Below are 24,987 nucleotides of genomic sequence, written 5' to 3' on the forward strand. Positions count from 1 at the left end.
AAATGAAAAAGTATACATCAATCATAGCAGCTTTTCTGGCAACGGGTGCCATATTATCCGGTTGTAAGAAAGACTTTCTAAGCCAGGAGGTGAATCCAAACACACCTTCGGTTACTACTCCGCAATTCGCATTGTCAGGTGCTGAAAAGGTTGCGGCAGATATTCCTAACCTGAGCTTTAACGTGTACGGGATTTGGGTTGGCTACGCAGCCCCAAGCGGTAACTTTGTGCCAAGCCCTGCTTTACAGCAGTACCAGTTTACAACGGATAACTTTAATGTTTTTGGAACCTTATTTGGAAATGCAACGAATTTTAACAACTTAGAGGTCATCAGCGCCGATCCTGCTTTTGCCAAGTTCAAGGCGATCGCCATGATCATGAAGGCTTATGACTTTCAGCAACTGGTAGACGTTTATAATAATGTGCCGTATACCCAGGCTTTCCAGGCGAGTACTTACCTGTTCCCTAAATACGATAAAGGCGCCGATATTTACGCCGATCTGGTAGTTCAATTAACGGCTGCAAAGGCCCTTATTGATGCCAATGGCAGCGCTACCGATCCCGGTGCATCCGACATCATTTTTAAAGGTGATATGGCTAAATGGAAACGTTTTGCAAATACGCTGATCTTACGCCTGGCCATTCGCCAAAGTAAAACCAATGGTGCTACTGCAAAGGCTGCATTACCAGCAGCAGCAGGCAACGATTATGTTACAGATGACTTTACCGTTGCAGCTAACCCTGGTTATACCGGCAGTGGTTTCGAAGGACAGCAAAGCCCTTTCTGGAGAAACTTCGGTACTGATATCAGTGGTAACCCAGTTGGTACCAGTGTACGCGGCGGTGCTTTCGCGTTAGAATTGTTAAGAGGCTTTAATGACCCAAGGTTGGGTAAAGAGTATGCTTTAACAACTAATGATAATGTTTATCGCGGTATTGTTCTAGGTGATCCAAACGCGCCTCAAAATCCTAAGTCTAGTAACTTTGGCCCGGGTTTATTAAAAGGCCCAACCCAGGATGCTGTCCTTTTAGGTAGTGCACAGTCTTTGTTTTTACAGGCTGAAGCAGTTACAAGAGGATGGATCACAGGTGATGCACAAGACCTTTATCAACGCGGCATCACTGCCTCATTTGTTGCCCTTGGTTTAACGGCAGCAGATGCAACTACTTACTATACCCAAAATCTGGCAAATGTAGGCTGGACAGCTTCTACAGATAAGTTGCAGGCAATTATTACCCAAAAGTATATTGCGATGAACGGTTACAGTTTCTTTGAAGGCTTCAATGAATTTAAAAGAACCGGTTTCCCGGCAGGCGTTCCACGGTCAATTGATACTAAAGCAATTGGTAACATCATCCCTAACCGGGTGTTCTATCCAACTTCAGAATATCAGCAAAATTCCGCTGCGGTGGGTGCCGAAGGTACTATTGATCCCTTTACTTCAAAAATATTCTGGCAACCATAAAGATTGCTTTTTGTAAGTGATCATAATGCTGACAATAGTATTTATATTTTAAAACATTAAAAATGAAAAAGAGATTATTAATAAAAAACCTTGCCATTATATTAGGCCTTTTGGCAATGGTAAGTTTTAGCTCTTGCCTTAAAGACAAGAACTTTGTAGACTTTGCCGCGGTAGGTACTACAATTGATATACCGTTGGGTGGCCTTTCAGGGGTTAGTTCTTTAACCGAGAATAAGGATACAATTGTACGGCAGTTTGCTGTTAACGTGTCATCACCAAAGCCACTTACCACAGATTTAACAGTTTCCTTGGGTGTGGATCAGGCTAACATCGACGCCTATAATAAACTGCAGACTGCGGTTGTTTATGAGGCATTTCCAGCCGGTTCTTACGTGATGGACAAAACTTCGGTTGTAATTCCTGCGAATACACGAACACAGATAATTACGGTTACTTTTTACAAGAACAAATTAGATCCTGCTAAAAGTTACCTGTTACCGATTGCTATTAAAGATGCCCAGGGGCAAGTGATCAGTGGTAACTTTGGTATTAAGTATTATAATGCGATTGGAAATGATTTTGCCGGCCCGTATGATCACGCTTTCACAAGAACACCAGCAGCTGGTAACTATGGCTTTGGTGAAGGGCATACGGCAGTATTTATACCAAACACTCCTCGCCAATTTGAAGTTGCGGGCGGGTATTTCACCGGGACAATCAGATATCGCGTGTCGTTTACTAAAACGGGTACAGGTGCTGGTGCAACTTACTCGCAGTTTTCTATTGTTGTAAATCCGGATGATGTGAAGGACATTTTAGCGGTTCAGTCAACCCCTATCTCGGTTACTGTTCCAGCTTTCATTGTAGACTATGTTGAGAAACAGTATACATTCACGGAAGCTCTTGCCTTGTTTAAGGGTGGGTTTAGCTACTCCGTATTTGGTTCTGCTGCACGGACAAACCTTGATCAGTATCAAAAATAGTCTGTCACCGACCGATCATTAAATGTAAAGCCGTCTTGTAGAAATATGAGACGGCTTTTTTGTTGAGTGGAGTGTAAACGGATATATTAATGAAATATAATCTGGGGATACTTTTGGAGTTATTATGAAGCTAGTGGTGGATATTGACCACGTGACCGGTCAATTTGAAAATTGATAGATTTGATCAATTTTGGTCCACCCTGTAATAGATTTACCCCCTCGTGTCACAACTATTTTCTTACTTGTTATTCAGAATTGATTTATTACTCGTTTAACTTTGGTAATGCTCAAACTAGCTTTGCGTAATCAAATAAAAACTTAATTTGCGGTTGGAAAAAGGGTATATTGTTTTGCAGTGTTTCCGGCTGTTTTAACAGAGTGATGTTTATTGTTTCAAGAATTTTGGGCGTCGGTTGCAGTAGTTTATTATTTTGGTAAGCCAACTAAACCTTTAAGATCTTTTATCGTCTAAACAGAGAAAATCATTATAACCTTAGCCTTATTTAAACCAAAACCACACCACTCATGAAAAAAATCAACATTTTACTTGCCTCAATTTTATTTGCAGGAGTTTCTTTCGGCCAAACGGTAGCCGTACAAGGTATGGTAGTTGATGGAGCTGGCAAGCCCGTACCTTTTGCCTTTGTAAGAGATGCACAGCACAGCTACGCCACCTACAGCGATCCTGATGGTTCTTATATGCTCAGGGCCGATCCGGCATCTAAACTCGTGGTTACCGCAAAAGGTTATGGCGAAGCCACGGCCGCTATTAAAGAGGGCGGCGTAAACGTTACACTGCCGGCCGGGGATGGCGCAGTTGCTACCACAAACAGCGGGAATATTTTTAGTGTGCACAGTGATGCAGGTACGTCAACGGTAATGGGCAGTTTCCAGGCAACTACGGAAGTGCAGGGCAACCGCTACTTATCTGAAGGCTGGATGCATGGTTTCGCTATTAATACCGAGGGTGCTGTTGTACAAAATCCGGCTATGCTGTTTAATTATGATATGATGGGCGGGGATATTATTTCTACCACTGATGAAAAGAGTGTTACTAAAGTAGCCCGTGCAAGCATAATGGAAATAAGCCTGTTTGACAGCAAGGGTAAAGCCTACACCCTGGCTTTTGTACCCGCGATAGATCCATCCCATTATGTGCAAGTGTTGGCGAATGGTGCGAAATATAAGATCTACAAGCAGATCATCATTCGTTACATGAAAGCCAATTACCAAACCAACGGCATGACCTCTACCGGGAACAAATTCGATTCTTACGAGCCAACCTACTTTTACTTTATGGCGAATGGAAGCAATGCACCGGTTAAATTTAACCCCAAAAAGAAAGTATTGAAGGAGCTGTTTGCTGCCGATGCCGAGAAGCTGAATAAATATATGTCCTCAGCCTCCGGTGATATCGATGACGCCTATTTGAAAGGCCTTGGCGATGCTTTAAATTAATCGCAAATAGTTTTTAGTTACGTAAAGCGCATAAATAGACACGAAAAGCGGAAATAAGATTCAGGTAGTGAGGTTTACCCTGAACCACAAAAGGTGAAAAGAGTTAACTTGCCTTGCACATTCAAAGCTTTGTGTTCCGTAATAGCGCGCTTTGTGTTAATTAACAGCCGAAATGATTTAGCCCTGCAAACAGGGCTTTTTTATTTCTTATCCACGCTATATTTCCCCGGCCCGATAAAGAATAAGCCGACAAACATGATCGCGTCTTCAACGGCATGTGCTGCGCCGTCCATGCCGTCGCCCTTGCCGAAGTGCATTGCGGCGGCTACCATAAGGTTGACAACCAGCAACAGGCACACCGGGCGAAAGGCAAGGCCAAGCATGATCAGCGCACCGCCAACAGCTTCGGTTACCGCAGCCAGGAAACCCCAAACAACCGGAAGGAAATGGATCCCTACGTACCTGGTGGACGCGCCTAAACCGGCCCAGGCGGCAGGGCCGCCTATCAACTTTGGATAGCCGTGGTAAACAAACATGGCGCCAAGGCCAATACGGGCGATGAGGATGCCAAAATCGCGGTACTTGTTTAAGCTGCTGAAATATGCCATAAAAATATTTGTAGGTTTGTTACTGATAACTTAAAGTGGCGCCGTCTTGTTTCACCGTGAGGTTAATTGCCTCACCCAGAACCAGGCTGCAGTTATTGGGCACGTGCCCCGCCGGGAAATCAAAACACACAGGATAGTTGTACTCGCCGACTACATCCATGATCAGCTCCGGGATAGTTTGACCGAAGGGGATCTCGTTATCCTTCATATCGGAAAAGCTACCAATAACAAGCCCCACCAGTTGCTTTAATTTTCCGGCGCGCTTTAAACAGCGCAGCATCCGGTCGATAGCGTACAGGTATTCGCCAACATCCTCCAGGAACAAGATCTTGCCGCTGTAGTCCATATCGCTTACCGAGCCGTTTAAGGCCACTAACAGGGATAAGTTGCCCCCGATGAGCATGCCGTTTGCATCACCCATCCGGTTAAGTGCGTTAGGGGCTATTTGATAAGATAGTTCATCCCCAAACAGGGCCATGCGCAGGGTCTCTAGCGAGTAAGCGGAGGCATCAGGGATATTGAGCGGCATTTGCCCGTGGATACAAGGCAGCCCGTAGTTAGCGATTACATGCGCATGCAGCAAAGTAATATCACTAAAGCCGACCAGCCATTTAGGATTTGTACTTAACCGGTCGAAATCTACCAGGTCAATCATCCGGATGGTGCCGTAGCCACCCCGGGCGGCTATGATGGCTTTGATACTGTCATCGTCGATAAAGCGCTGCAGATCTTTAGCCCTTAGATGATCGTCGCCCGCAAACTGGTGGTGAGCCGCGCTAACGGTTTCGCCCAAAACCACCTCAAGGCCCCAGCTTTCCAGCAAATTGATAGCATCCGTCATGGGGATGGGCAGCTTTTTAGCCGGGCAGGTAATGGCAATTTTATCGCCTTTTTGAAGGTAGGGGGGATTTTGGTCCGATAGTCCGAAAGTCCGCATAAGTCAGTAAGATTTGTTAAAGCGAATAAACAAAAAATAAGTCAGGTATAGCGGATTTGATAATTTCCGTTCAAGGTGTTGATAGGGATACAAAGCTAACCCGGATTGATCAGCAAAAGTTTAAACTATTTGCAGGACGATACACCTTTACAAGAGTAAAATTAAAATGTAAACCTATAACAGGATTAACCATCAACAGTGTCAACTTTTGTCAGGACGACACAGGGAAGTTTTTGTTCCAACTTGTTCCACCAGCGTGTTCCACTTTGCTTTTTTGAACTATCTAAATATTGAATAAGTGTCTGACATTTAATTAATTACGGGGTTTAATTAAAGATCAGGGATGTTCCAATCTGTTCCAGGTTAATCGTATAAAGCGCTGACAGTCAGTTATAAACGAGATTTGCGTGTTCCACTATCACGAAGTGGAACACGCGGCGTTTTTTAAGAATTTTATATCTCAGCCTTTCGCGCGGCGACTTCCTTTTTTTCCTTGCTTCCCGTCATCGCATTTTCGGACTTCCCCAACCGCTCCCAACTTCCCGACTAAAAACTTATCTTTGCGAAATAATAAACATCCCCGTTTAATGTCGCAACTTAATAAGTATAAAAGATACACCATTACCTCGGCTTTGCCTTATGCAAACGGTCCGCTGCACATAGGCCACCTGGCCGGTGCGTATTTGCCTGCAGATATATTTGTGCGCTACTTGCGGTTGATGAAAAAGGATGTGGTATACATTTGCGGATCCGACGAGCATGGCGCAGCAATCACTATAAAAGCTAAAAAGGAAAATACTACCCCAACGGCTATCATCGATAAGTATCACAAACAAATCAAAGACAGCTTTGAAGAATTCGGGATCTCATTTGATATCTATCACCGCACCTCATCTGCTATTCACCATGATCTTTCACAGGAGTTTTTCCTGAATTTATACGAAAAAGGCGAGTTCATTGAGAAATTCTCGGAGCAATACTACGATGAAGATTTCGACCAGTTCCTCGCCGACCGCTACATTACCGGTACCTGCCCCGTTTGCAGCTACGACCGCGCTTACGGCGACCAGTGCGAAAACTGCGGCACCTCACTCAACCCAACGGATCTGATCGACCCGATATCTACCCTGAGCAGTAAAAAGCCCGTGCTAAAACCTACCAAACACTGGTACCTGCCCCTGGACAAATACCAGCCCTGGCTGGAAAAATGGATAGACGAGAAAGAAGGAGAGTGGAAGGTGAATGTATTTGGGCAGTGCCGCTCCTGGTTAAAATCGGGCCTGCAGCCCCGCTCCATGACCCGCGACCTGGATTGGGGTATTGATGTACCCCTGGCAGAAGCGAAAGGCAAAAAGCTTTACGTTTGGATGGATGCCCCGATAGGGTATATCTCGGCCACCAAACAATGGGCTATTGATAACGGTAAAGACTGGCAGCAATACTGGAAAAAGCAAGCTAATACCGAAGACGATGCCTGCCTGATGCACTTTATTGGTAAGGATAATATTGTGTTTCATTGTATCATTTTCCCGGCGATATTAAAGGCCCACGGCGACTATATTCTGCCGCAAAATGTGCCAGCGAACGAGTTTTTGAACCTGGAGGGTGATAAACTATCTACTTCCCGCAACCACGCTGTTTGGCTGCACGAATACCTGGAAGAATTTCCGGGTAAGCAGGATGAGTTGCGCTATGTGCTCACATCCATTCTCCCGGAAACCAGCGACAGCGAATTTACCTGGAAAGATTACCAGGCCCGTGTAAATAACGAGCTGGTGGCCATTTTAGGTAACTACGTTAACCGGGTAATGATCCTGATGCATAAATACTATGAAGGGAAGATAGAAAGCGAAAATGCTGCTCTTAAATTAACCGATGCTAAATTGGAGGCTGAACTCGGCGTGCATTATGGCGAGCTGGGGAAAAACCTGGAGAGTTATCGTTTCCGCGCGGCCATGCAGAATGTAATGGATATTGCCCGTTTGGGCAATCGTTACCTTACTGAGCAAGAGCCCTGGAAAACAATTAAAAATAATCCTGAAGCGGCCAAAACTGCCTTGCACAACAACCTGGTATTGATTGGCCACTTAGCTACCTGCCTGCAGCCATTTCTACCCGCCACCGCTAAAAAGATCTTCAATATGCTAAACCTGGGCGTTGATAATGTGGCTTTTAATGAACAACTCACGTTTGCAAATGGACATCAACTGAATCCTGCCGCCTTATTGTTTGAGAAGGTGGAGGATGAGGCGATGGATGCCCAAATTCAAAAACTAGCGGACAAAAAGAAAGCAGCCGTTGTGCCTGTAGAAGTAAAAGTAACACCGGCAAAAAGCAACATCACGTTTGATACCTTCGCTACAATGGACATCCGTACCGGTACGATTTTAACGGCCGAGAAGGTTGCCAAAACTAAAAAATTGTTAAAATTGACGGTCGATACCGGAATAGATCAGCGCACTGTGGTATCTGGCCTGGCGGAGCAATACGAACCGGAAGGCATCATCGGTAAAAAAGTAAGCATCCTGGTAAACCTGGAACCGCGCGAGATTAAAGGTATCCTTTCACAGGGAATGATCCTGATGGCAGAAGATGCTGAGGGCAAGCTAAGCTTTGTAACCGCTGCTGATGAAATGCCAAACGGATCGGGCATAAGATAGTAAATGTGGAGCGTTGCAGATGATGCACAAATGGCTTTGACAAATGAGGTATAATTTGCACCTTTGCAATTCAATTTGCAGATCTGCATTTCCACGCGTTTGCACGTTAACAGGTCCCGTAGTTCAACGGATAGAATAGGAGTTTCCTAAACTCTAGATATGAGTTCGATTCTCGTCGGGACCACAAAAAAAGCCTCTCATGCTAACATGAGGGGCTTTTTACATAAATTAAAACAAGTTAGATGCGGATCTGTAGTTTATTCTTTAAATGCTTCTAATTTGGAGTAAGAGGGTTCCCTAAAACTTGATGAAATCCAGTATTCCACCATTGCCCCTTTTTCGTAATTTGATCACTGTGCCGGCGCGTAATATTTTAGCCCTGCAATGCCTATCATGATTAGTAGTATGAACAAAGCTTCGGGTAGGGAAATCGACTGCTTTAAAAAAAACATCTCTGCTAGTTTAATAAATGTGAGACTAATGGCTGTCCACACGGCAAAGGCCATGGCCATAGGTAGTTGCTTAACTGCCTGCGAAAAAAAATAGACGTTGATAATACCAAATACAATATAACCAGCAAATGGTAAAATGATAGGCAGGCTCACGCTTAAATTAAACGCAGTACTGCCGTTCAGTTTTATAAGGTCGTTAAACTTCATGAGCTTTAACGAAAACGTCCATGCTGTTTCACAGGCAGCAGCTATAATTAAATATATCCAGGCCACAGTATTAATTGTTAATAATTATAATTGTTTAGTGACCCACCAACGGGTTACTAAATGTGTTGTTTACGTCTGAGTTTGCTTATTTTTTCCATACAATAAGGCCGAAGTTCATAATACCATTTAAACCACCGGTATGTTAGTAACTTCTGTTCATCAAATCGCCTGACAGAAAACGCATGCTGTAAAAAATAATCACGTGGGTAAGAATACGGTAGCCCCCAATTTTCAGGTCTGTTACCGGGAGCATGATGGGGATCATAAATTGTTCCGAAAAGATAATCCCAAACGGAAAATTTGGTAGAGAAGTTAGCGTGAAATACTTCTTGGTAATTGGCATGATGCCATAAATGTAGTTGTGGCGTATTGAAAAAATATTTAAACTTACCCAGGTTCACACGAATATTGGCGTGGATGAACATTCCAAAAACGGCGTCGAGCAAAGCCTTTATCGGTATCACTTCAGGTGCCGCACCTAACAAGATAATGGGCGCGAACTCTATGGTTTGGTTGATAACTATCTCCATAATATGCGACCGCGACCCGGCTAAGAAGTCCACCTGTTTACCAGAATGATGCGCTTCATGAATGCGCCAGAATAGCTTATTTGAGTGCTGGAAGCGATGGAAAAGGTAAATGTATAAATCATGCGTAAACAGAAAGAACAAAACTTGCACGATTACCGGCCAATGACTTACAAACTGGATCTTCGAAAAATCCAAATGTTGGCTTAACGGCGAAATGAGATAATCAAAGATCAGGATCTTTAAAAAGTAACTTTGAATAATGGTATACCAAACCAAATCAACCCAAAAGCCCTCCCTGAAAAAAGGAAGGCCTTTACGGTAAGGCAGAATTCTTTCCCATGCAATTAAAATAGTTGCACAATTAAAGAGTATTATAGTGGTAATGGTTACAATGTTCTCTTGCGGCATTAGCTAAGTGGTGTCTTTTCTTTAAACTCCTCGCTGATATTTACGCGCAGCCTTCTCATAGGCGATAGTTCAGACTCATACACTTTTTTGATGCCGTCGCCAATAGCTGTTTCCACATCACGGATATCGCGTACCAAACGTTGCAGGCCCTGTGGCTCTACAGAAGCCGCGTGGTCTGATCCCCACATGGCACGGTCAAGCGTAAAGTGGCGCTCTACAAATGTGGCTCCCATTGCAACTGCACTTATGGTAGTAGCCAAGCCTGTTTCATGGCCCGAATAGCCGATTGGTACTCCCGGGAATTTATTACCAAGCGTTTCGATCATTTTCAAATTCAATTCTTCGGGCCGGCACGGGTATGCCGACGTAGCGTGTGCCACAAATAAAGGGTAAGCCGAATCGTAATCATTTATAAACGCCATGGCATTTTCTATCTCTTTCATGGTAGACATACCTGTCGACAGCATCAGCGGACGGCCCGTTTTTAAAATCCGTGCTATCAGCTTATAATCGGTTAATGACGCGGAAGCTAGTTTATATATAATTGTATCAAACTGTTCCATAAAATCAACCGAAGGGACGTCCCATGCTGAAACAAACCAATCGATGCCCGCTTTTTTACAATATTGGTCGATTGTAGCATATTCGGCCACCCCAAATTCTGTTTTGCGTTTATAGTCTATGTATGACATACGTCCCCACGGGGTGTCTCGCATTATTTCCCATTGATCTTTAGGTACACAGATTTCAGGGGTACGTTTTTGAAACTTTACGGCATCCGCACCGGCAGTTACGGCTTCATCTATCAATTTTTTTGTAATTTCAAGCGATCCGTTATGGTTTATACCGATTTCGGCTATGATGTAGCAAGGGGCACCATCGCCAATATTACGGCCATTACGCAAAGTAACAACGCCATTTTTCATAGAGCCGGCTGGCACGAAGGCCTCTTTCGCTTCAATGATCAGTTCCGCAAACTCGCGGAAACAGCCTTCACCGCTTTTGATATGGCAAATATAGTCCGCAATAGCTTTGATGCCGGGTAACGCGTCCGCCGGGCAGGCAGCCAGTCCTACCAGTTTCATTATCTCTGCGTCGTTATAATCATCGCCTATATAAGCCACCTCATCTGGTTTTAAGCTTAGTTTTTGGATGATGCCCGCCAGCACAGCTGGTTTATCTTTTACAAAAAGGTGAAGCTCAGTGATGTTTAATTTTTCGGCGCGTTTAATCACTGACGGTGATTTTTCGCCGGTAATAATCGCGGTATCTACCAATGCCAGTTTACGCAGGCGCTCAACACCCATGCCATCGCGGATGTTGAACTTTTTCAGGGATTCGCCGTCCTCACCGTAATATACACCACCATCGGTTAGTACACCATCGCAATCAGTTATTAGTAGCTTAATGCGAACTGCTTTTTGTTGTAATAGGTCTTTCATGTTTTAGGGTTTTAAATAGCTGTCCATCCACCGTCAACCACCAGGTTGGCGCCGGTCATATAAGCCGATGCATCGCTGGCCAGGAATATTAAGGCGCCCTGGTAATCGTCAGCGGTAGCCATGCGGCCCAATAAAGTTTTTGATGAATAATTTTGAATGAAAAATTTGTCTTGGCCGTTTTCAACTCCTCCGGGTGACAACGTATTTACTCTGACACCTTTATTACCCCAATAAGCGGCCAGAAAACGGGTGAAATTGATCACTGCACCTTTAGTAACCGGGTAAGCGGCAGATTTATAAAAAGTCTGTTCGCCCTCAGCATTGCGGTAAATAGTTTGGTCGGGGCCAACTATGCCATAGGTTGATGCTACGTTGATAATGCTGCCGCGGCTTTGTTTGGCCATTTGTGCGCCAAAAACCTGCGCACATAAAAATACGCCGGTAACGTTAACATCCATTGAACGTTGAAAAGCTTCAAGCGGGTAGTTCTCAAATGCAGATAACTCTTTGGCCAATGCCGGGTTCTCGAACATGTCGTTAATGGCGGCATTGTTAACCAGGATGTCAATAGCTTGATATCGGCTCAGTATTATAGTCAATGCAGCCTTAACAGACGCTTTAACTGTCACGTCCAATAAAACACCTAAGTGTTTTGTGCCAAGCTGTTTAGCGTATTCCTGCGCTTTTTGCTCGTTGATATCTGCAACTACCACATTTGCTCCGGCCATTGCCAGCGCCTCGCAATGCTTGCGGCCGATAAGCCCCAGTGCCCCCGTTATAATGGCTGTTTTGCCTTTCAAGCTGAATAATTCCATTACATTACCGCCTTAGGCTTGATATTATAGTTGCTCACCTTTCGAAATACGGTTTCGAGTATTTCGCCCTTCAGATACGATTTAATATTACCGCCCAAAATGGCTTCTTTTAATATCGGCAACACATCGCGATAAGCAGATAAAGTGTAATTAATATCGTCCAGACTATGGCTAAAGCACACGTTATGAAAACCAGCCCAAAGGATGCCTCGTTTAATCATCTCCTGCTGCATCAGTGTTTTTAGTTCCAGGCCGTTACCTGCTTCAGGAGTAAAGGTCACCATGGTGCGGCAGTTGTAACCTACACAGCGGGTGTATTGATCCATACCCAGTTCTATTGCAATGCTGTTATAACCATCTTTTAAAAAAGCCCCTTTTTCATCAAGATATTTTGGAACATCACAATCAATCAGTTCATTTATTGTGGCGATACAAGCTGCCATAGAAAGCGCCTCACCACCAAAAGTTGTGTAACTAAATACCTCCGTATTAAATAGTTCCATTACATCGGCACGGCCTGTTAATAATGCCAAGGGCATTCCATTAGCGCATGCTTTTGAGTAAACAGCCAAGTCAGGCTTCACACCAAAGTATTCTTGGGCGCCACCAATAGCAATACGGAAACCGGTCCACATTTCGTCAAATATCAGTAGCGTACCGTTGGCCTTACATACATCGGCCAGTTCCTGCAGGTAGCCGGGTTTTGGTGTTTCAAAAATAAAGGGCTCAAGTATTAAAGCTGCAACAGTTTCATCAAGTGCGGCTTTCACTGCCTTAATATCATTGTACTCAAAAGTATAAGTCATCTCCTGAATTGCTTCAGGAATACCTGCGTTACGGCTGGTGATCCCGATGTACCAGTCATGCCAGCCATGATATCCGCAGCAAAAAACTTTATCGCGCTTAGTAAAAGCACGCGCAACCCTGATCGCCGCAGAGCAAACGTCGGCACCGGTTTTTGATATTTTTACAGCTTCGGCATTAGGAATAACCTTTTGTATCAACTCTGATAACTCCACCTCAAGGGGGTGCATTAGTGAAAAGGTGATACCGTTTGTTAATTGGGCTTTAATGGCCTCATCAACTGCGGGATAAGCGTATCCCAAAGACAGTGGCCCTATGGCCGCGTTAAAATCGATATATTCATTTCCGTCAACATCCCATACATGTGATCCTGTTCCCTTGACCAGGTATTTAGGCGCTATGCCCCTGGTAAATTGGCCCGGACCTTTAGCCAGTGTTTGGGTAACAGGTTTTTGTACCTTAAGTGCCCTTTGATATAATATATCAGACTGGCTGATGTCGGGGTAGTTCTCGTTAAAAGCTACTTTATTTGCCATAACTTTATTCTGTAAAATGTGGTGTTGAAATCAGGGGTTGTTTATATTGGGTTTGATAGCCCAGTATTTGCTCGGCTATCTGTTTGCCGGTAAAGCCTTCATACTCCAGTACGGCTGGTAATAAGGCAGGCCTAAACCATCGCTCATTAAGTGCGATAGCTAATACGTTGGCGGTTTTTTGGTGTTTTAGCAGCACTTCTGCAACAATAGTGTAAAGGCCGCCAGTTATAAAATGATCCTCAAGTGTAACCACTAAATCGCTTTGCGAAGCTTTTAATATTGCTGATCCGTCAACCGGTTTCAAACTGCGCATATTTACCAGGCCTACAGACATTCCCTCAGCCAATAGTATTTCCCTGGCGATCAAGGCTTGTTCAAACAAAAGGCCGTAAGTCAGAATAGTGACATCACTACCCTCGCTAATCACTTCCGCTTTACCTAATGCAAATTCGGCATGTATATAATCGGTCTTACGGGTATTGATACGCGTATAAGCCGGCGATGCGGATTGCCAGATATACGGAAGCATTTTTACCAGGTCATCTTCATCTGCGGGTGCAAACACCGTCATGTTGGGGATGCCGCGCATTAAAGCCACATCCTCAATAGCCTGGTGGGTAGGTCCGTTAGCATCCGACAAAAAGCCCGGTATAAAACCACTGAGTTTTAAAGGCAGATTAGGTATGCCAGCATCAGTACGTACAAATTCAAAAGCACGCATCGTTAAAAATGATGCAAGTGCGTGCACCACAGGGATGCGTCCGCGCAAGGCAAGGCCTGCGGCTGCACCTACCAAAGTTTGTTCTGTTATGCCGGTATCAATAAAGCGGTTACCCAAAATACCCGGAAGGTTGCGTACCAACGCGCGGTTCTCAGCAGTCATTACAACCACTTGTTCATTGGCGCTGGCAATGGCTGTTAGAAGTTCTTCGTAAGTCATTATCTTACAATTAAGGTTTCAGAGGTTAATTCAGTGTTATTGTTGCCGTGCAGCTCTTCAAGTAATTGTTGTACTTCATTGGGGGTGAAATTGCAGAACCATCTATCGGCACGCTCCTGTATACTTGGCAGGCCTTTGCCACGAATGGTATCAGCTATTAATACATTTAAGCGGCCCTTGCCGAACGGAAAGCGGGAAAATGCTTTGTGCAATTCATCAAAATCATGCCCGTTGATCCGGGTAACCGCGGCCCCGAACGCGGTGAATTTATTATGCAGTGGCTCTAATGGGATCAATTCTTCTGTACGCACGTTCGCCTGGAATTGGTTGCGGTCAATTACAAACACAAGGTTATCCAGTTCATAGGCATTTGCAACCAAAACCGCTTCCCAACAGGAGCCTTCATTGAGTTCGCCATCACCTAAAATGCAAACTACGTTGTTACTGCCTTTACGCATTTTTATATCCATGGCAACACCTATAGCAACTGATGGTAAGTGCCCAAGGGATCCGGAATGAAATTCTATACCCGGGATATGCGTGTTGGGATGCCAATAAATGTGATCATTGGTGGTAAGATGATTAGCCAGGCGCTCTTTTTCCAGAATACCTAATTCGGCTAATGTGCCGTATAAGGCCGGGACATCGTGCCCTTTTGATAAAAAAAGGTAATCGCGGTTTTCATCGTTTAAATTACCCGAGTTGATGTTTAGAAAGTTCGTGTACAGGTATACGATCAGGTCTACCGCCGAAAGCGATGCGCCGGTAAAGCAGCCGCCATTGGTAGACAAGCGTACTATGTGTTCACGTACTTTTAATGCAGTTTTTTCAAGCTCTTGTTTGTTCATCTCTCTTTTTTAGGCCAGTTTGGTTTGTGCTGCCGATACTGTTTTAAGCTCATTTAGATGGTGCCGGTACCAGTTAACACCGGCATATTTTTTATTGATGTTAAATAGCTCAGGCTTGGCAGCTAGTAGCAGTAATATGTCTTCGCAAGAAAAATTAGGGTTAGCAGGGTGCAATTCTTCGTATATACGGGTGATAAACTCATAGTCTTCCGGGTAATCAATGGTAAAACGGTGACTCATGGAATAGTCAAAACCCGTGGCCCACGCTACATTACCTATGCTGAATTTTTGAGTGTTTTCCCAGATATATGGAGTGGTATGCTCCAACTCCAATTTTGAAGATGCTTCATGCCATGTTTTTTCAAGGCAAGGCATCGTCATGATCTCAACATCGTTGCCATCGGGCCAGGTTGCCGGGTGCAGGTTACTTACAAAGTCGTAATTATTAGCAAAAAAATAACCGAGCGACTGATCGATCGCCTTTGGATCAATTAACGGGCAATCTGACGGAATTTTTAATACAACATCAGCATTAAAGGCTTTGGCGGCCCGGTAGTGCCTGTCCAGCAAGTTATTCATATTGCCCCGGAAGCATTGGAGCCCCAACCGATGCACCTCCTGTTCAATGATATTATCTTCAATCGCATCAGGTATCGCTATGACAATGGTGGCTGGATAACCCGACTGTTGTAAGCGTTCCACCATTCTTGCTAACAGGGTTTTACCTAATACGGGCATCATCACCTTGCCGGGCAATCTTGTCGACGACATCCGCGCCTGTACAACAATTACGATGTTCGATGCGATGTTCATGCCGTAACCAATTCAATTTGCGGTACAGATATTTTTTCTTCAGCTGGCTGCGATAAACAAAAGGTTTTTTTATCTCCGGTATGTAAAGCATATTGCCGGCAGATATTGGCAATGTTTCTTGCCGATAGGCCATTATTCTGTATTGGCATAAGCTTTTTCAGTTCATCTACATTAAACCACGAATACACCTTTTTCCCCAATGCGATACCGGTATAAACAACAGTTGAATATTGTGTGACCAACTCACAGCAGTTTGCAATCATTTCGTTGGTGCTACCGTTAGAAAATATCAGCGTACCATCCGGCGCATGTTTTTCAATTTCCTTTTTGGCGCGCTTTACATTTTCATTAGGGTGGAGTTTAAAAAGTAGTTGCCTGCCATCCGCAATTTTCACTGCTGCACGGATAAATGCAGGTCGATTTTCATAACGAAGGGTTTCACGCATGTCAGTGGTAGCAACCATCACGTAGCCCTGATGCGGGAAATTGTTTTTGACAGATTTTTGTAAATCATCATAGTTAGGCATGCCGGTAACTACAATTTTTTCTAACGCAGTGCCGCCTTTTGCAAAAAAGCTTTTATAACCTGCAGATGCAGCGCAGTATATATCACAAAGGTTCGATGCGCCATTCAATGACGTGTTGCCCGTAAACCAGGGAGGCAGGCCCAGGGCTTTAACTATACGTGTGGCTAAAGTTTGCTTATCGGTCATGCCTTCCTGCACCCACACTGTTTTGTAATGTCGCATTCGGTGCGGAATCAGCATATCTGAACAATACACCACCAAGTCATATTGATTAAGCCTTGCGCCATAATCTATCTGCAAACCGTGATCACTGAGATATTTTTCTGAGTTTTCTTTAAACTGCCCGGTAAGAACGGTGCCATTTAAAAGTCCGGTGTATTTAATCAAAAATTTTGTAGAGGCGGTGTCAGTAAAAACCTGGCTAAACCAACAGTCAAACCCAGGTAGCTCATCGGCTATCTGGTGCATTTGTGAGGTTTGGTTAATAGAGCCTGTGATGAATAAAATCTTCTTCATAAAACTCAAGGCAATTTGCCAGTGTTTGTCAAACTTAAACAATGGGTTAGCTTATGTTTTACACAATCAGCAAACTTCACGAAGATTTAATGCGGGCAAAATGTATGCTTAGTAAAGCGCCCGCATTGTTAGGTTTAACTTAATTTATTCTTAAAAAGAGATTAATAGAATCTTCCGGTAAACTACCATTTTGTTGAAATCAACCGCCCAAAAAATTAAGTTGGGTGTGTTGCCCGTAAACTACAATTGCGATTTTTTAACGCAATGCCCTTTAAATACCCCTTCATTTTACTGGTTTACCCCTCATGGCTTATAAATAATAAGCCTTATTTCGAGCACATAATTGTTAATCACGGTTAGCAATAACAACCCCCAACATTTGATTAAATACTATATGAAAATTAAACAGCTACCACATTGGTTTATTTTATTCTGTTTGACGGCTATTTCTATTCCGCTCATTTCAACTGCACAGCGGGGGCAATCTGTCAAAGCAATCTCTTTTACACCTGGCGATATCTGGCCGGATAATAATGGCGTGCACATCAATGCCCATGGCGGCGGCTTACTTTTTGATAAGGGCAGATATTATTGGTTTGGAGAACATAAAATAGCCGGGGATGCTGGGAACCGTGCTATGGTAGGTGTACATTGCTACTCGTCAAAAGATTTGTACAACTGGAAAGATGAAGGTATTGCCTTGCCGGTATCGGCCGATGCTACCAGCGATATCGCGAAAGGCTGCATCCTGGAACGCCCCAAGGTGGTTTACAATGCAAAAACCAGAAAGTACGTAATGTGGTTCCACCTGGAATTGTTAGGGCAGGGTTATAAAGCCGCCCGCACTGGCTTGGCCACAAGTGATAAGGTCACAGGCCCCTACACATTTGTCAAAAGCTATCGCCCCAACGCCGGGTTTATGCCTTTTTATCCGGCGGGTAGTACCGATGCCGATCAAGTGAATTGTGCTGTTCCTAAAGACAAAAGCGAAGGCTTTTTTTGCCGTGACCTGCCGGGCGGCCAAATGGCGCGTGATATGAATGTGTTTGTGGATGACGACGGTAAAGCCTATCATATTTTCTCTGCGGAAGAGAATTTCACGCTGGATATTGCCGAACTGGATGCTAATTATACCGCCCATACCGGCAAATTTGCAAGGGTTTATGCCGGGCATCAAACTGAAGCACCGGCAATATTTAAACGTAAAGGAATTTATTACCTGATTGGTTCGGGCACTACCGGTTGGGATCCGAACCCTGCGCGGTGGTTTACGGCTAAATCTATTTATGGCCCCTGGACCTATCACGGCAATCCCTGCAAAGGCGCCGGTTCAGAAATCACGTTTGGTGGCCAAAGCACCTATGTGTTGCCGGTGGCTGGTATAAAAGATGCGTTTATATTTATGGCTGATAAGTGGGCACCTAAGGATGCGATTGACGGGCGGTACTTATGGTTGCCTGTTACCTTCAAAGGTGACGAGATCGAAATAAATTGGGCAGAAAAATGGGATCTGAGTGTTTTTAAACAGAAATAGAATTTTAAATTAATCATAAGGCCTGGTCGTTATCAGCGATACGGCCTTATGATTATCTGATATCCATTCAATCGTAAAGTCGGTTATCTTTTACCCGAATCCGTTGACCCAAGTTGGTTATTTTCCTTTTTCTGATACACCCTTACATAATCGATCATGTATTCTTTTGGGAATGAAGTTAAAGCCGGGTCTCCACCGTTGTCGCCACCTACAGCCAGATTTAATAAAATATAATGCGGCTGTTTAAAAGGATTGATGTTGCTGCCATCCCGGTTTACAAGATCTTTGAGCGGTACACGGTTCAACAGTTCATCATCTACAAACAAGCTTATCGCTTCGGCGTCCCAATCCATGCGCCAAATATGGAACCTATCTTTCCATTTTTTATCTTTAAAGGTGGCTAGGTCCTTGGTTTTACTGTACCACAACGCTTTGTAAGCGGTGCCCGTGCCGCAGGCAATATTGGCTAATAGCTTATTCTTATAAAATTCCATAATATCAATTTCCCCGTTGGAGGGCCATTGCCCGCTTACGCCAAGCGTCCAAAACGCTGGCCATAACCCTTTTTCTGTAGGTATCTTGGCGCGCATCACAAAGCGCCCGTATTGCCAGCTATGAAGCCCGGAACTATTGAGACTCGATGAAGTATAGGTAATAAGTGAATCTTTTGTCTTCCAATCAGAACTACCTGCGCTGTAGGCAGGGTTTGGTAAATGTACTCTTTGCGCCTTTATAGTAAGATATCCGTTTTGGCAGCGAGCATTTTGTTCCTGGTACCATTGCAGTTCATGATTACGTTGAAATCCCTTTTCAAAATTCCAACTGGCAGAATCGGGTGCTCCGGCTGTATTAAATTCATCCGCCCAAACTAATTTATAAACATCCACGGGTGTTTTCGACTGACCGAGCGATTGTAGATCAGATGCAAAAAACACCAGGATGCACAGGCAAAAAATCTGTAGGTTTTTAGGGTTTAAAGTAGCAAAACAATCAGGCATATCTAAAAGGTTTTTAGGTCAGAAAGGTCACTAAATTAAAATATAAAACAAGCAATTTTTACTCATTACTTGTCACTTGACCCTATTTATGCCCAAAATAGCTGTTTTTACCCCCGAAAATTATTGTTTTACCCCCCTTGTGTAAAATGAAATATCCTTTAATTAGTTTCCAACAATGGCATTAACGAATAAGTGTATTGTCAACAGTTATAAACTTAATAGAATAAAAATTTCTTTAGCGGCTTAGGCCGGTCTGATAGTTTCGGTAAACGATACTATATCGGCTACAATTTACTTTGCTTCAACATTGGTTGCGGTTTAGGTAGGCTGTGCTTGAAATTGATTTGACTAGTACTACCAATTAACATACTATATAAACCTAATTAAGCCAATGAATAAAAAAAAGACTGAAACATTCCTCCCGAAAGCACAACAAAGCTTAGCAATGCGCTGTAATTTTTAAATTTTAACCAGACCCAATTATGCAATACATTTTACTTCAAAAATCATTCTTGCAGAAAAACTTTAAAAGCCTCCTTATTTTAGTAACGGGGATGCTCTTATTATCAAACATATCTTATGCTGATAATTCAGGAGCGGCTTTTTTGCACGAATTACATACATTTCCCGGTGTTTCAACGCCGCTGCCGCCAATCACTGTAAAAGGTAAGGTGCTCGATAAAGTAACGGGCGAAACCGTTGTCGGTGCATCCATTTTAATCAAGGGCACCAACCAGGGCGCCGTAACGGATGTAAACGGTGTTTTCAGTGTAACCGTTCCGGATGATGCCGTGTTGGTGATCTCCTACATCGGTTACGAAACCATTACAATTCCGGTAGCGGGTCAAACTGCTATTACGGTACGCATGCAGCCTTCAGGTAAAAACCTAAACGAGGTGATCGTAGTGGGCTACGGTACCCAAAAGAAAACATCTACCACTGCGGCGGTATCTACCATAAAAACTAACGAAATTGCCAAAAAACCAGTTGTAAACTTAACCAACAGCTTGGTAGGCCGCGCCGCTGGTTTAATTGTTACCCAGGGTAGTGGTGAGCCGGGCTATGATGGCTCAAATATCCAGATCAGGGGTATCGGTTCAACAGGCGGAAGTTCTCCATTGCTGATTGTTGATGGTGTTCCACGCGATTTCAGCCGATTAGATCCAAGTACGGTAGAAACCATATCGATCTTGAAAGATGCTGCGGCTGTTGCGCCCTACGGTGTAGCCGGTGCAAACGGTGTAATTTTAGTAACTACTAAGAGAGGGAAAATTGGCAAGCCAACACTAACCTATAATGGTTATTACGGTATCCAAAATCCTACTAAGGTACCAAAGTTTATCGGTTCGTACCAGTATGCGCTTTTGCGTAACGAGGCAAACGCCAACGATGGCCAACCTGCTGCTTACACGGCTGATGACATTCAGAAATTTAAAGACCGTTCTGATCCAGACGGACATCCGGACGGTCATCCGTTGGATGAAATCATTATGCCTAACAGGCCTATTACCTACCATAACGTTACTTTATCTGGTGGTACAGAAAATGTTAAATATTTTGCAGCTTTGGGCTACAATCACCAGGATGGTATGTGGAGTACAACGTATTTAAACAAATACAACGGCTCGTTAAATATTACGGCAAACGCTACAAAAAGTACTGTTGTATCTTTATCTGTTAATAGCTACGTTGAAGATCAAAACTTTCCTTCACAAAGTGCAGGTACTATTATTGGGCAGGCCCAACGCCAGGCTCCAACTACGCCAATTTATTACAGCAATGGCTTATGGTCTGGCTACATTGGCCAGTCTCTTATTGGTGAAATCTACCATAGCGGCTATCAAATTAACGAGAATACAGCAGTTCTCTCCCAGTTTACGATAGATCAGAAATTACCTATAAAAGGTTTAAGTGTAAAGGGAGTATTAAGTTACGATAATGGTCCTGATCCGTTATTCACCGGAAACCAAACGTCTTTTCAGCGTACGTACTCAACTCCAATACCTTTTTACAATGTTGATGTAACTACCACCCCATACACCTACAAAGAAGGTATCCAGGGTAACTCCAAAGCAACATTTACAGAATCCTATAGCCAAAATCACTCACTAACAATTCAAGGCTTATTAACGTATGCCCTTAAACTTGGAAAAAGCGACATCAGTGCATTAGCTGTAGTAGAAAGCCGCAGGGTTAAATATGCTACATTTGGTGCCACCAAATTTAACTATAATCTAGATATAGATGAGTTGAATTATGGCGGGCCGGCAGCTGCAGATGCGACCAATAGTGGGTATTCTAATGGACAAAAGCAAATTGGTTATGTATACCGGGTTGGCTACACTTATGATAACAAATATTTGTTAGAAGCTGCAGGTAGATATGATGGTAGCTATTTATTTGGTCCTGGACACAGATATGGGTTTTTCCCGGCGTTTTCTGCCGGTTGGAGGCTTTCTGAAGAAAAGTTTATTAAAGATAACCTAACATTTGTTGATAATCTTAAATTAAGAGCATCGTGGGGCCAGTCTGGTGCTTATCCAAGGTCTAACGGTAGCATCCTTACCTACCAGTATTTAAGCCCATATAACCCTTATGCAAATTCTGCTGTTTTAAATGGCAGTGCTACACAAGGCATCAACGAATCTCTGCAGGGAAACCCTGAAATTACCTGGGAAAAAGCTACTAAAACTGATATAGGCTTCGAGGCAACATTATGGAAAGGCGCTTTAAGCATAGAGGCTGATTATTTTTATGAGAAAAGAGCTAACATGCTTGTTAGCATAGGTAATACATTGCCTGGCGAATATGGTATTGGTACTGGCCTGGTTAACGGTGGTATTATGAGCAATCATGGTGTGGAACTTACGCTACAAAGCGGCCATAGTTTTTCTAACGGATTGAGGCTGGATGTTACCGGAACCTTTACATTTGCCAGAAACAAACTATTACAAGTTTACGAAACAAATGCAACTGCCAATAATCCTAACAGAAGGCAAACCGGCAGACCTATTGGTACACCATTTGGTTACCAGGCACTGGGCTATTTCAAAGCTGATGATTTTAACGCAGACGGCTCTCTAAAAGCGGGTATACCGGTTCCATCATTTGGAGCTGTAAAAGCAGGCGATCTTCAGTATGCGGATTTAAGTGGGCCAAACGGAACACCTGACGGCAAGATCGATGCAAATGACCAAACTGTTATTGGTCATCCTCAAACACCGGAAATTATCTATGGTTTGGAGCCCCGGATTTCTTACAAAAACTTTGATGTTGATGTGTTATTTCAAGGTTCGGGAAATAGCGATTTTGGAATCAATAACTATTTTGCATTTCCATTCAACGCATCTGGCTCCGTGTCTCAACTTGTTTATGATGACCACTGGACACCTGCTACGCCAAATGCTTTATATCCAAGGGTAACCGGTACCCCTACGTCAAATAATACGCAGTTTTCAAGTTGGTTTATGAGGAACGCGGCTTACGTTCGTTTAAAAAGTTTCGAGTTAGGTTACACCGTATCTAATAAGGTATTGAAGAACAAGATCCAGTCGCTCCGCATCTACGTTGCCGGGCAAAACGTATTTACCTGGTTACCTGGCACAAGAGAAATTATTGACCCTGAAAACAGCGGAAGTAATACCAACTATTATCAGCAGCGCGTATTATCGGTAGGTGTTAATGCTACATTTTAATCATCATAATTATGAAAGCGATGAACATGAAATATAATAAATACATAACGCACTTTTTATTGGCATTACTGGTAGTAAGCGTAGGAGCGTGTAAAAAAGACAATGGATTAACGGTAACGCCAAAAGGGTTTTTAACTGACGCGACTACCTTCAGTTCACAAAGCAATGCCGACCTTTTTGTAAATGATATTTACAATCAATTACCAGACGTTAACAACGATTACCAGTTAACGGAGCAATATGCTGACAACAGTTTTTGCGGTGCTGCCTGGGAAACCGGTCAAGCCACAGTTAGGGCAGGCTCAATAGGGCCGAGTAACGTACCTACCGGTCCGGGGGGTATGTGGGACTGGGAAGGCACTTTCGGCAAAATCAGAAAATGTAACGTGTTTTTGGAACAGGCTGCAGCAAAAAAAGCCAATTTCACAGACAGCTGGTATACCCAGCGTGTTGCAGAAGTAACTTACATGCGCGCCTACTTTTACTCGTTGCTGTTTACTTCGTACGGTGGTGTGCCTATTATTAAAACTCCATTGAACAACGCAGATGGAAGCGATATTTTTACAGCGCGTGCTTCAATTGATGAAACAGTAGCATTCATTGAAGCTGATTGTGATGCCGCTGCTGCAGTTTTGCCTAATAAGGCGACTGAAAGCGGTCGCGCCTCAAAAGGGGCTGCTTTGGCATTGAAAGGTTGGGTAGAACTATTTGCTGCCAGCCCATTAGTTAACACCGGTAACGACGCTGCTAAATGGTCAAAAGCTGCTGCAACCAATAAGCAAGTAATGGATCTTGGTACATACAGCCTGTTTAATGCTAGTGCAACATCCTATGCTGATCAGTTTTTGAGCGCCAATAACTGGAACTCTGAAACTATATTTGCCCGTGGCTACGCTACCGGTCCTGCGAAAGGCAGTCACCGCGAGGGTTATTTAGGCCCGGTTTATGTAAACGGTGTGCAACAATCATGGGGAAACCTGGCGCCAACACAGGGTTTGGTTGATGATTATTCAATGGATAATGGTTTGCCAATTACAGACCCTGCCTCTGGATACAATCCGCAGAAACCCTATGAAAAACGCGAACCACGCTTTTACCAATCTATCTTGTTTGATGGTGCAGCCTGGCAGGGAGATGTGTTTAAATCGAGAATTGGCGGTAGCAACCAAATTGATTTAGGTTCATCAAGCGATATCACCAATACGGGTTACAATGCTCGTAAAACACTGGATGAATCCATCACAGGGCAAACCAGTATAAACCTGGCACCAAGTTTCGCTAACTATATCATTTTCCGTTATGCGGAGATCTTGTTGAGCTATGCTGAGGCGCAAAACGAAGCAGTAGGCCCGGACAATACGGTTTATGAAGCGGTTAATAAAGTGCGCACGCGTTCCAATTTGCCGGGTTTACCCGTTGGGCTTTCCAAAGACCAAATGCGCGGATATATCCACCGCGAAAGACGTATAGAACTGGCGTTTGAAGACAAGCGATGGTTTGATATCCGCAGGTGGCTGATAACTACCGGAACGAATGGTGTACTAACATCACCTGAATACGGTATGAAGATAGAATCTGTAGGAGGTGCGTTAACCTACACTCCGGTAAAAATCTTCACCAATATCTTTTTCGACCGTCAAAACTGGATGCCTATTCCGCAATCGGTTATGGATAAAAACAAAAAGCTGGTACAAAACGCAGGCTATTAATTGTTGATTAATTGATTAAGTAAAAACACACTTTGGGATTC

At 43.7% G+C, this 24,987-nt stretch carries 18 protein-coding genes, 1 tRNA gene and 1 pseudogene; 8 read left to right on the plus strand and 12 right to left on the minus strand.

The window, feature by feature from the left end; all coding sequences use genetic code 11:
- The first annotated feature begins 2 nt into the window (after nt 1-2).
- From A0256_06300 to A0256_06310, 3 genes are all read left to right on the plus strand, one after another.
- Entirely contained in the window at nt 3-1,466 is a 1,464-nt protein-coding gene (locus A0256_06300) for a hypothetical protein (protein AMR31062.1), read from the plus strand.
- Nucleotides 1,467-1,528: 62 nt separating this feature from the next.
- Nucleotides 1,529-2,449, plus strand: coding sequence for a hypothetical protein (locus tag A0256_06305; GenBank protein ID AMR31063.1), 921 nt, complete (start codon nt 1,529-1,531; stop codon nt 2,447-2,449).
- A gap of 525 nt (nt 2,450-2,974) precedes the next feature.
- Entirely contained in the window at nt 2,975-3,907 is a 933-nt protein-coding gene (locus tag A0256_06310; GenBank protein AMR31064.1) for a hypothetical protein, read from the plus strand.
- 200 nt (nt 3,908-4,107) lie between these two features.
- Here A0256_06310 and A0256_06315 read toward each other — a convergent pair whose 3' ends face one another.
- Nucleotides 4,108-4,515 (minus strand): DoxX family protein, encoded by a 408-nt coding sequence (locus A0256_06315; GenBank protein ID AMR31065.1) that lies wholly within the window; start codon nt 4,513-4,515, stop codon nt 4,108-4,110.
- A 19-nt stretch (nt 4,516-4,534) separates the two neighbouring features.
- Nucleotides 4,535-5,452, minus strand: a complete 918-nt coding sequence (locus tag A0256_06320) for an LD-carboxypeptidase (GenBank protein ID AMR31066.1) — start codon at nt 5,450-5,452, stop codon at nt 4,535-4,537.
- A gap of 587 nt (nt 5,453-6,039) precedes the next feature.
- Here A0256_06320 and A0256_06325 point away from each other — a divergent pair.
- The gene (locus A0256_06325; protein AMR31067.1) at nt 6,040-8,112 is read left to right on the plus strand and encodes a methionine--tRNA ligase; all 2,073 of its coding nucleotides are present in this window, start codon (nt 6,040-6,042) and stop codon (nt 8,110-8,112) included.
- A gap of 112 nt (nt 8,113-8,224) precedes the next feature.
- Nucleotides 8,225-8,299: transfer RNA gene (locus A0256_06330), tRNA-Arg, on the plus strand.
- 163 nt (nt 8,300-8,462) lie between these two features.
- Here A0256_06330 and A0256_06335 read toward each other — a convergent pair.
- The 9 genes and pseudogenes from A0256_06335 to A0256_06375 all read right to left on the minus strand — a co-directional run bounded on the left by A0256_06335 (nt 8,463) and on the right by A0256_06375 (nt 17,010).
- On the minus strand, nt 8,463-8,837 hold the full coding sequence (locus A0256_06335; protein AMR31068.1) for a hypothetical protein: 375 nt from the start codon (nt 8,835-8,837) through the stop codon (nt 8,463-8,465).
- A gap of 50 nt (nt 8,838-8,887) precedes the next feature.
- Nucleotides 8,888-9,769, minus strand: a complete 882-nt coding sequence (locus A0256_06340; protein ID AMR31069.1) for a fatty acid hydroxylase — start codon at nt 9,767-9,769, stop codon at nt 8,888-8,890.
- Nucleotides 9,769-10,695, minus strand: coding sequence for an N-acetylneuraminate synthase (locus A0256_06345; protein AMR34448.1), 927 nt, complete (start codon nt 10,693-10,695; stop codon nt 9,769-9,771). The genes A0256_06340 and A0256_06345 overlap by 1 nt, the downstream gene beginning before the upstream one ends.
- A gap of 527 nt (nt 10,696-11,222) precedes the next feature.
- Nucleotides 11,223-12,026 carry a short-chain dehydrogenase gene (locus A0256_06350; protein ID AMR31070.1) on the minus strand — a complete coding sequence of 268 codons (804 nt, stop codon included), beginning with the start codon at nt 12,024-12,026 and terminating at the stop codon, nt 11,223-11,225.
- The gene (locus A0256_06355; protein ID AMR31071.1) at nt 12,026-13,366 is read right to left on the minus strand and encodes an aminotransferase class III; all 1,341 of its coding nucleotides are present in this window, start codon (nt 13,364-13,366) and stop codon (nt 12,026-12,028) included. The genes A0256_06350 and A0256_06355 overlap by 1 nt, the downstream gene beginning before the upstream one ends.
- Before the next feature lie 4 nt (nt 13,367-13,370).
- Nucleotides 13,371-14,306 (minus strand): transketolase, encoded by a 936-nt coding sequence (locus A0256_06360; GenBank protein ID AMR31072.1) that lies wholly within the window; start codon nt 14,304-14,306, stop codon nt 13,371-13,373.
- Nucleotides 14,306-15,154 (minus strand): transketolase, encoded by an 849-nt coding sequence (locus A0256_06365; GenBank protein ID AMR31073.1) that lies wholly within the window; start codon nt 15,152-15,154, stop codon nt 14,306-14,308. Before A0256_06365 ends, A0256_06360 begins: the two co-directional genes overlap by 1 nt.
- 9 nt (nt 15,155-15,163) lie before the next feature.
- Nucleotides 15,164-15,967 (minus strand): acylneuraminate cytidylyltransferase, encoded by an 804-nt coding sequence (locus A0256_06370; protein AMR31074.1) that lies wholly within the window; start codon nt 15,965-15,967, stop codon nt 15,164-15,166.
- Between the two features lie 59 nt (nt 15,968-16,026).
- Nucleotides 16,027-17,010 (minus strand): annotated as a pseudogene (locus A0256_06375) (hypothetical protein).
- 394 nt (nt 17,011-17,404) lie between these two features.
- On the opposite strand from A0256_06375, the gene A0256_06380 reads away from it, so the two are divergent.
- The gene (locus A0256_06380) at nt 17,405-18,544 is read left to right on the plus strand and encodes a beta-glucanase (protein ID AMR31075.1); all 1,140 of its coding nucleotides are present in this window, start codon (nt 17,405-17,407) and stop codon (nt 18,542-18,544) included.
- Between the two features lie 83 nt (nt 18,545-18,627).
- On the opposite strand, the gene A0256_06385 is transcribed toward A0256_06380, so the two are convergent.
- Nucleotides 18,628-19,542 carry a beta-glucanase gene (locus tag A0256_06385; protein AMR31076.1) on the minus strand — a complete coding sequence of 305 codons (915 nt, stop codon included), beginning with the start codon at nt 19,540-19,542 and terminating at the stop codon, nt 18,628-18,630.
- 512 nt (nt 19,543-20,054) lie between these two features.
- On the opposite strand from A0256_06385, the gene A0256_06390 reads away from it, so the two are divergent.
- Nucleotides 20,055-23,237 carry a SusC/RagA family TonB-linked outer membrane protein gene (locus tag A0256_06390; protein ID AMR34449.1) on the plus strand — a complete coding sequence of 1,061 codons (3,183 nt, stop codon included), beginning with the start codon at nt 20,055-20,057 and terminating at the stop codon, nt 23,235-23,237.
- An 11-nt stretch (nt 23,238-23,248) separates the two neighbouring features.
- Complete coding sequence (locus tag A0256_06395) at nt 23,249-24,946, plus strand: hypothetical protein (protein ID AMR31077.1); 1,698 nt, start codon at nt 23,249-23,251, stop codon at nt 24,944-24,946.
- Nucleotides 24,947-24,987 lie beyond the last annotated feature (41 nt).

The sequence above is a fragment of the Mucilaginibacter sp. PAMC 26640 genome (genome assembly GCA_001596135.1).
Taxonomy (GTDB): domain Bacteria; phylum Bacteroidota; class Bacteroidia; order Sphingobacteriales; family Sphingobacteriaceae; genus Mucilaginibacter.

Excerpts from the sequence above, each read along its gene's own strand:
- A0256_06300 (AMR31062.1), top strand. The coding sequence starts at position 3 with ATGAAAAAGTATACATCAATCATAGCAGCTTTTCTGGCAACGGGTGCC.
- A0256_06305 (AMR31063.1), top strand. The coding sequence starts at position 1,529 with ATGAAAAAGAGATTATTAATAAAAAACCTTGCCATTATATTAGGCCTT.
- A0256_06310 (AMR31064.1), top strand. The coding sequence starts at position 2,975 with ATGAAAAAAATCAACATTTTACTTGCCTCAATTTTATTTGCAGGAGTT.
- A0256_06315 (AMR31065.1), bottom strand. The coding sequence starts at position 4,515 with ATGGCATATTTCAGCAGCTTAAACAAGTACCGCGATTTTGGCATCCTC.
- A0256_06320 (AMR31066.1), bottom strand. The coding sequence starts at position 5,452 with ATGCGGACTTTCGGACTATCGGACCAAAATCCCCCCTACCTTCAAAAA.
- A0256_06325 (AMR31067.1), top strand. The coding sequence starts at position 6,040 with ATGTCGCAACTTAATAAGTATAAAAGATACACCATTACCTCGGCTTTG.
- A0256_06340 (AMR31069.1), bottom strand. The coding sequence starts at position 9,769 with ATGCCGCAAGAGAACATTGTAACCATTACCACTATAATACTCTTTAAT.
- A0256_06345 (AMR34448.1), bottom strand. The coding sequence starts at position 10,695 with ATGAAAAATGGCGTTGTTACTTTGCGTAATGGCCGTAATATTGGCGAT.
- A0256_06350 (AMR31070.1), bottom strand. The coding sequence starts at position 12,026 with ATGGAATTATTCAGCTTGAAAGGCAAAACAGCCATTATAACGGGGGCA.
- A0256_06355 (AMR31071.1), bottom strand. The coding sequence starts at position 13,366 with ATGGCAAATAAAGTAGCTTTTAACGAGAACTACCCCGACATCAGCCAG.
- A0256_06360 (AMR31072.1), bottom strand. The coding sequence starts at position 14,306 with ATGACTTACGAAGAACTTCTAACAGCCATTGCCAGCGCCAATGAACAA.
- A0256_06365 (AMR31073.1), bottom strand. The coding sequence starts at position 15,154 with ATGAACAAACAAGAGCTTGAAAAAACTGCATTAAAAGTACGTGAACAC.
- A0256_06370 (AMR31074.1), bottom strand. The coding sequence starts at position 15,967 with ATGAACATCGCATCGAACATCGTAATTGTTGTACAGGCGCGGATGTCG.
- A0256_06380 (AMR31075.1), top strand. The coding sequence starts at position 17,405 with ATGAAAATTAAACAGCTACCACATTGGTTTATTTTATTCTGTTTGACG.
- A0256_06385 (AMR31076.1), bottom strand. The coding sequence starts at position 19,542 with ATGCCTGATTGTTTTGCTACTTTAAACCCTAAAAACCTACAGATTTTT.
- A0256_06395 (AMR31077.1), top strand. The coding sequence starts at position 23,249 with ATGAAAGCGATGAACATGAAATATAATAAATACATAACGCACTTTTTA.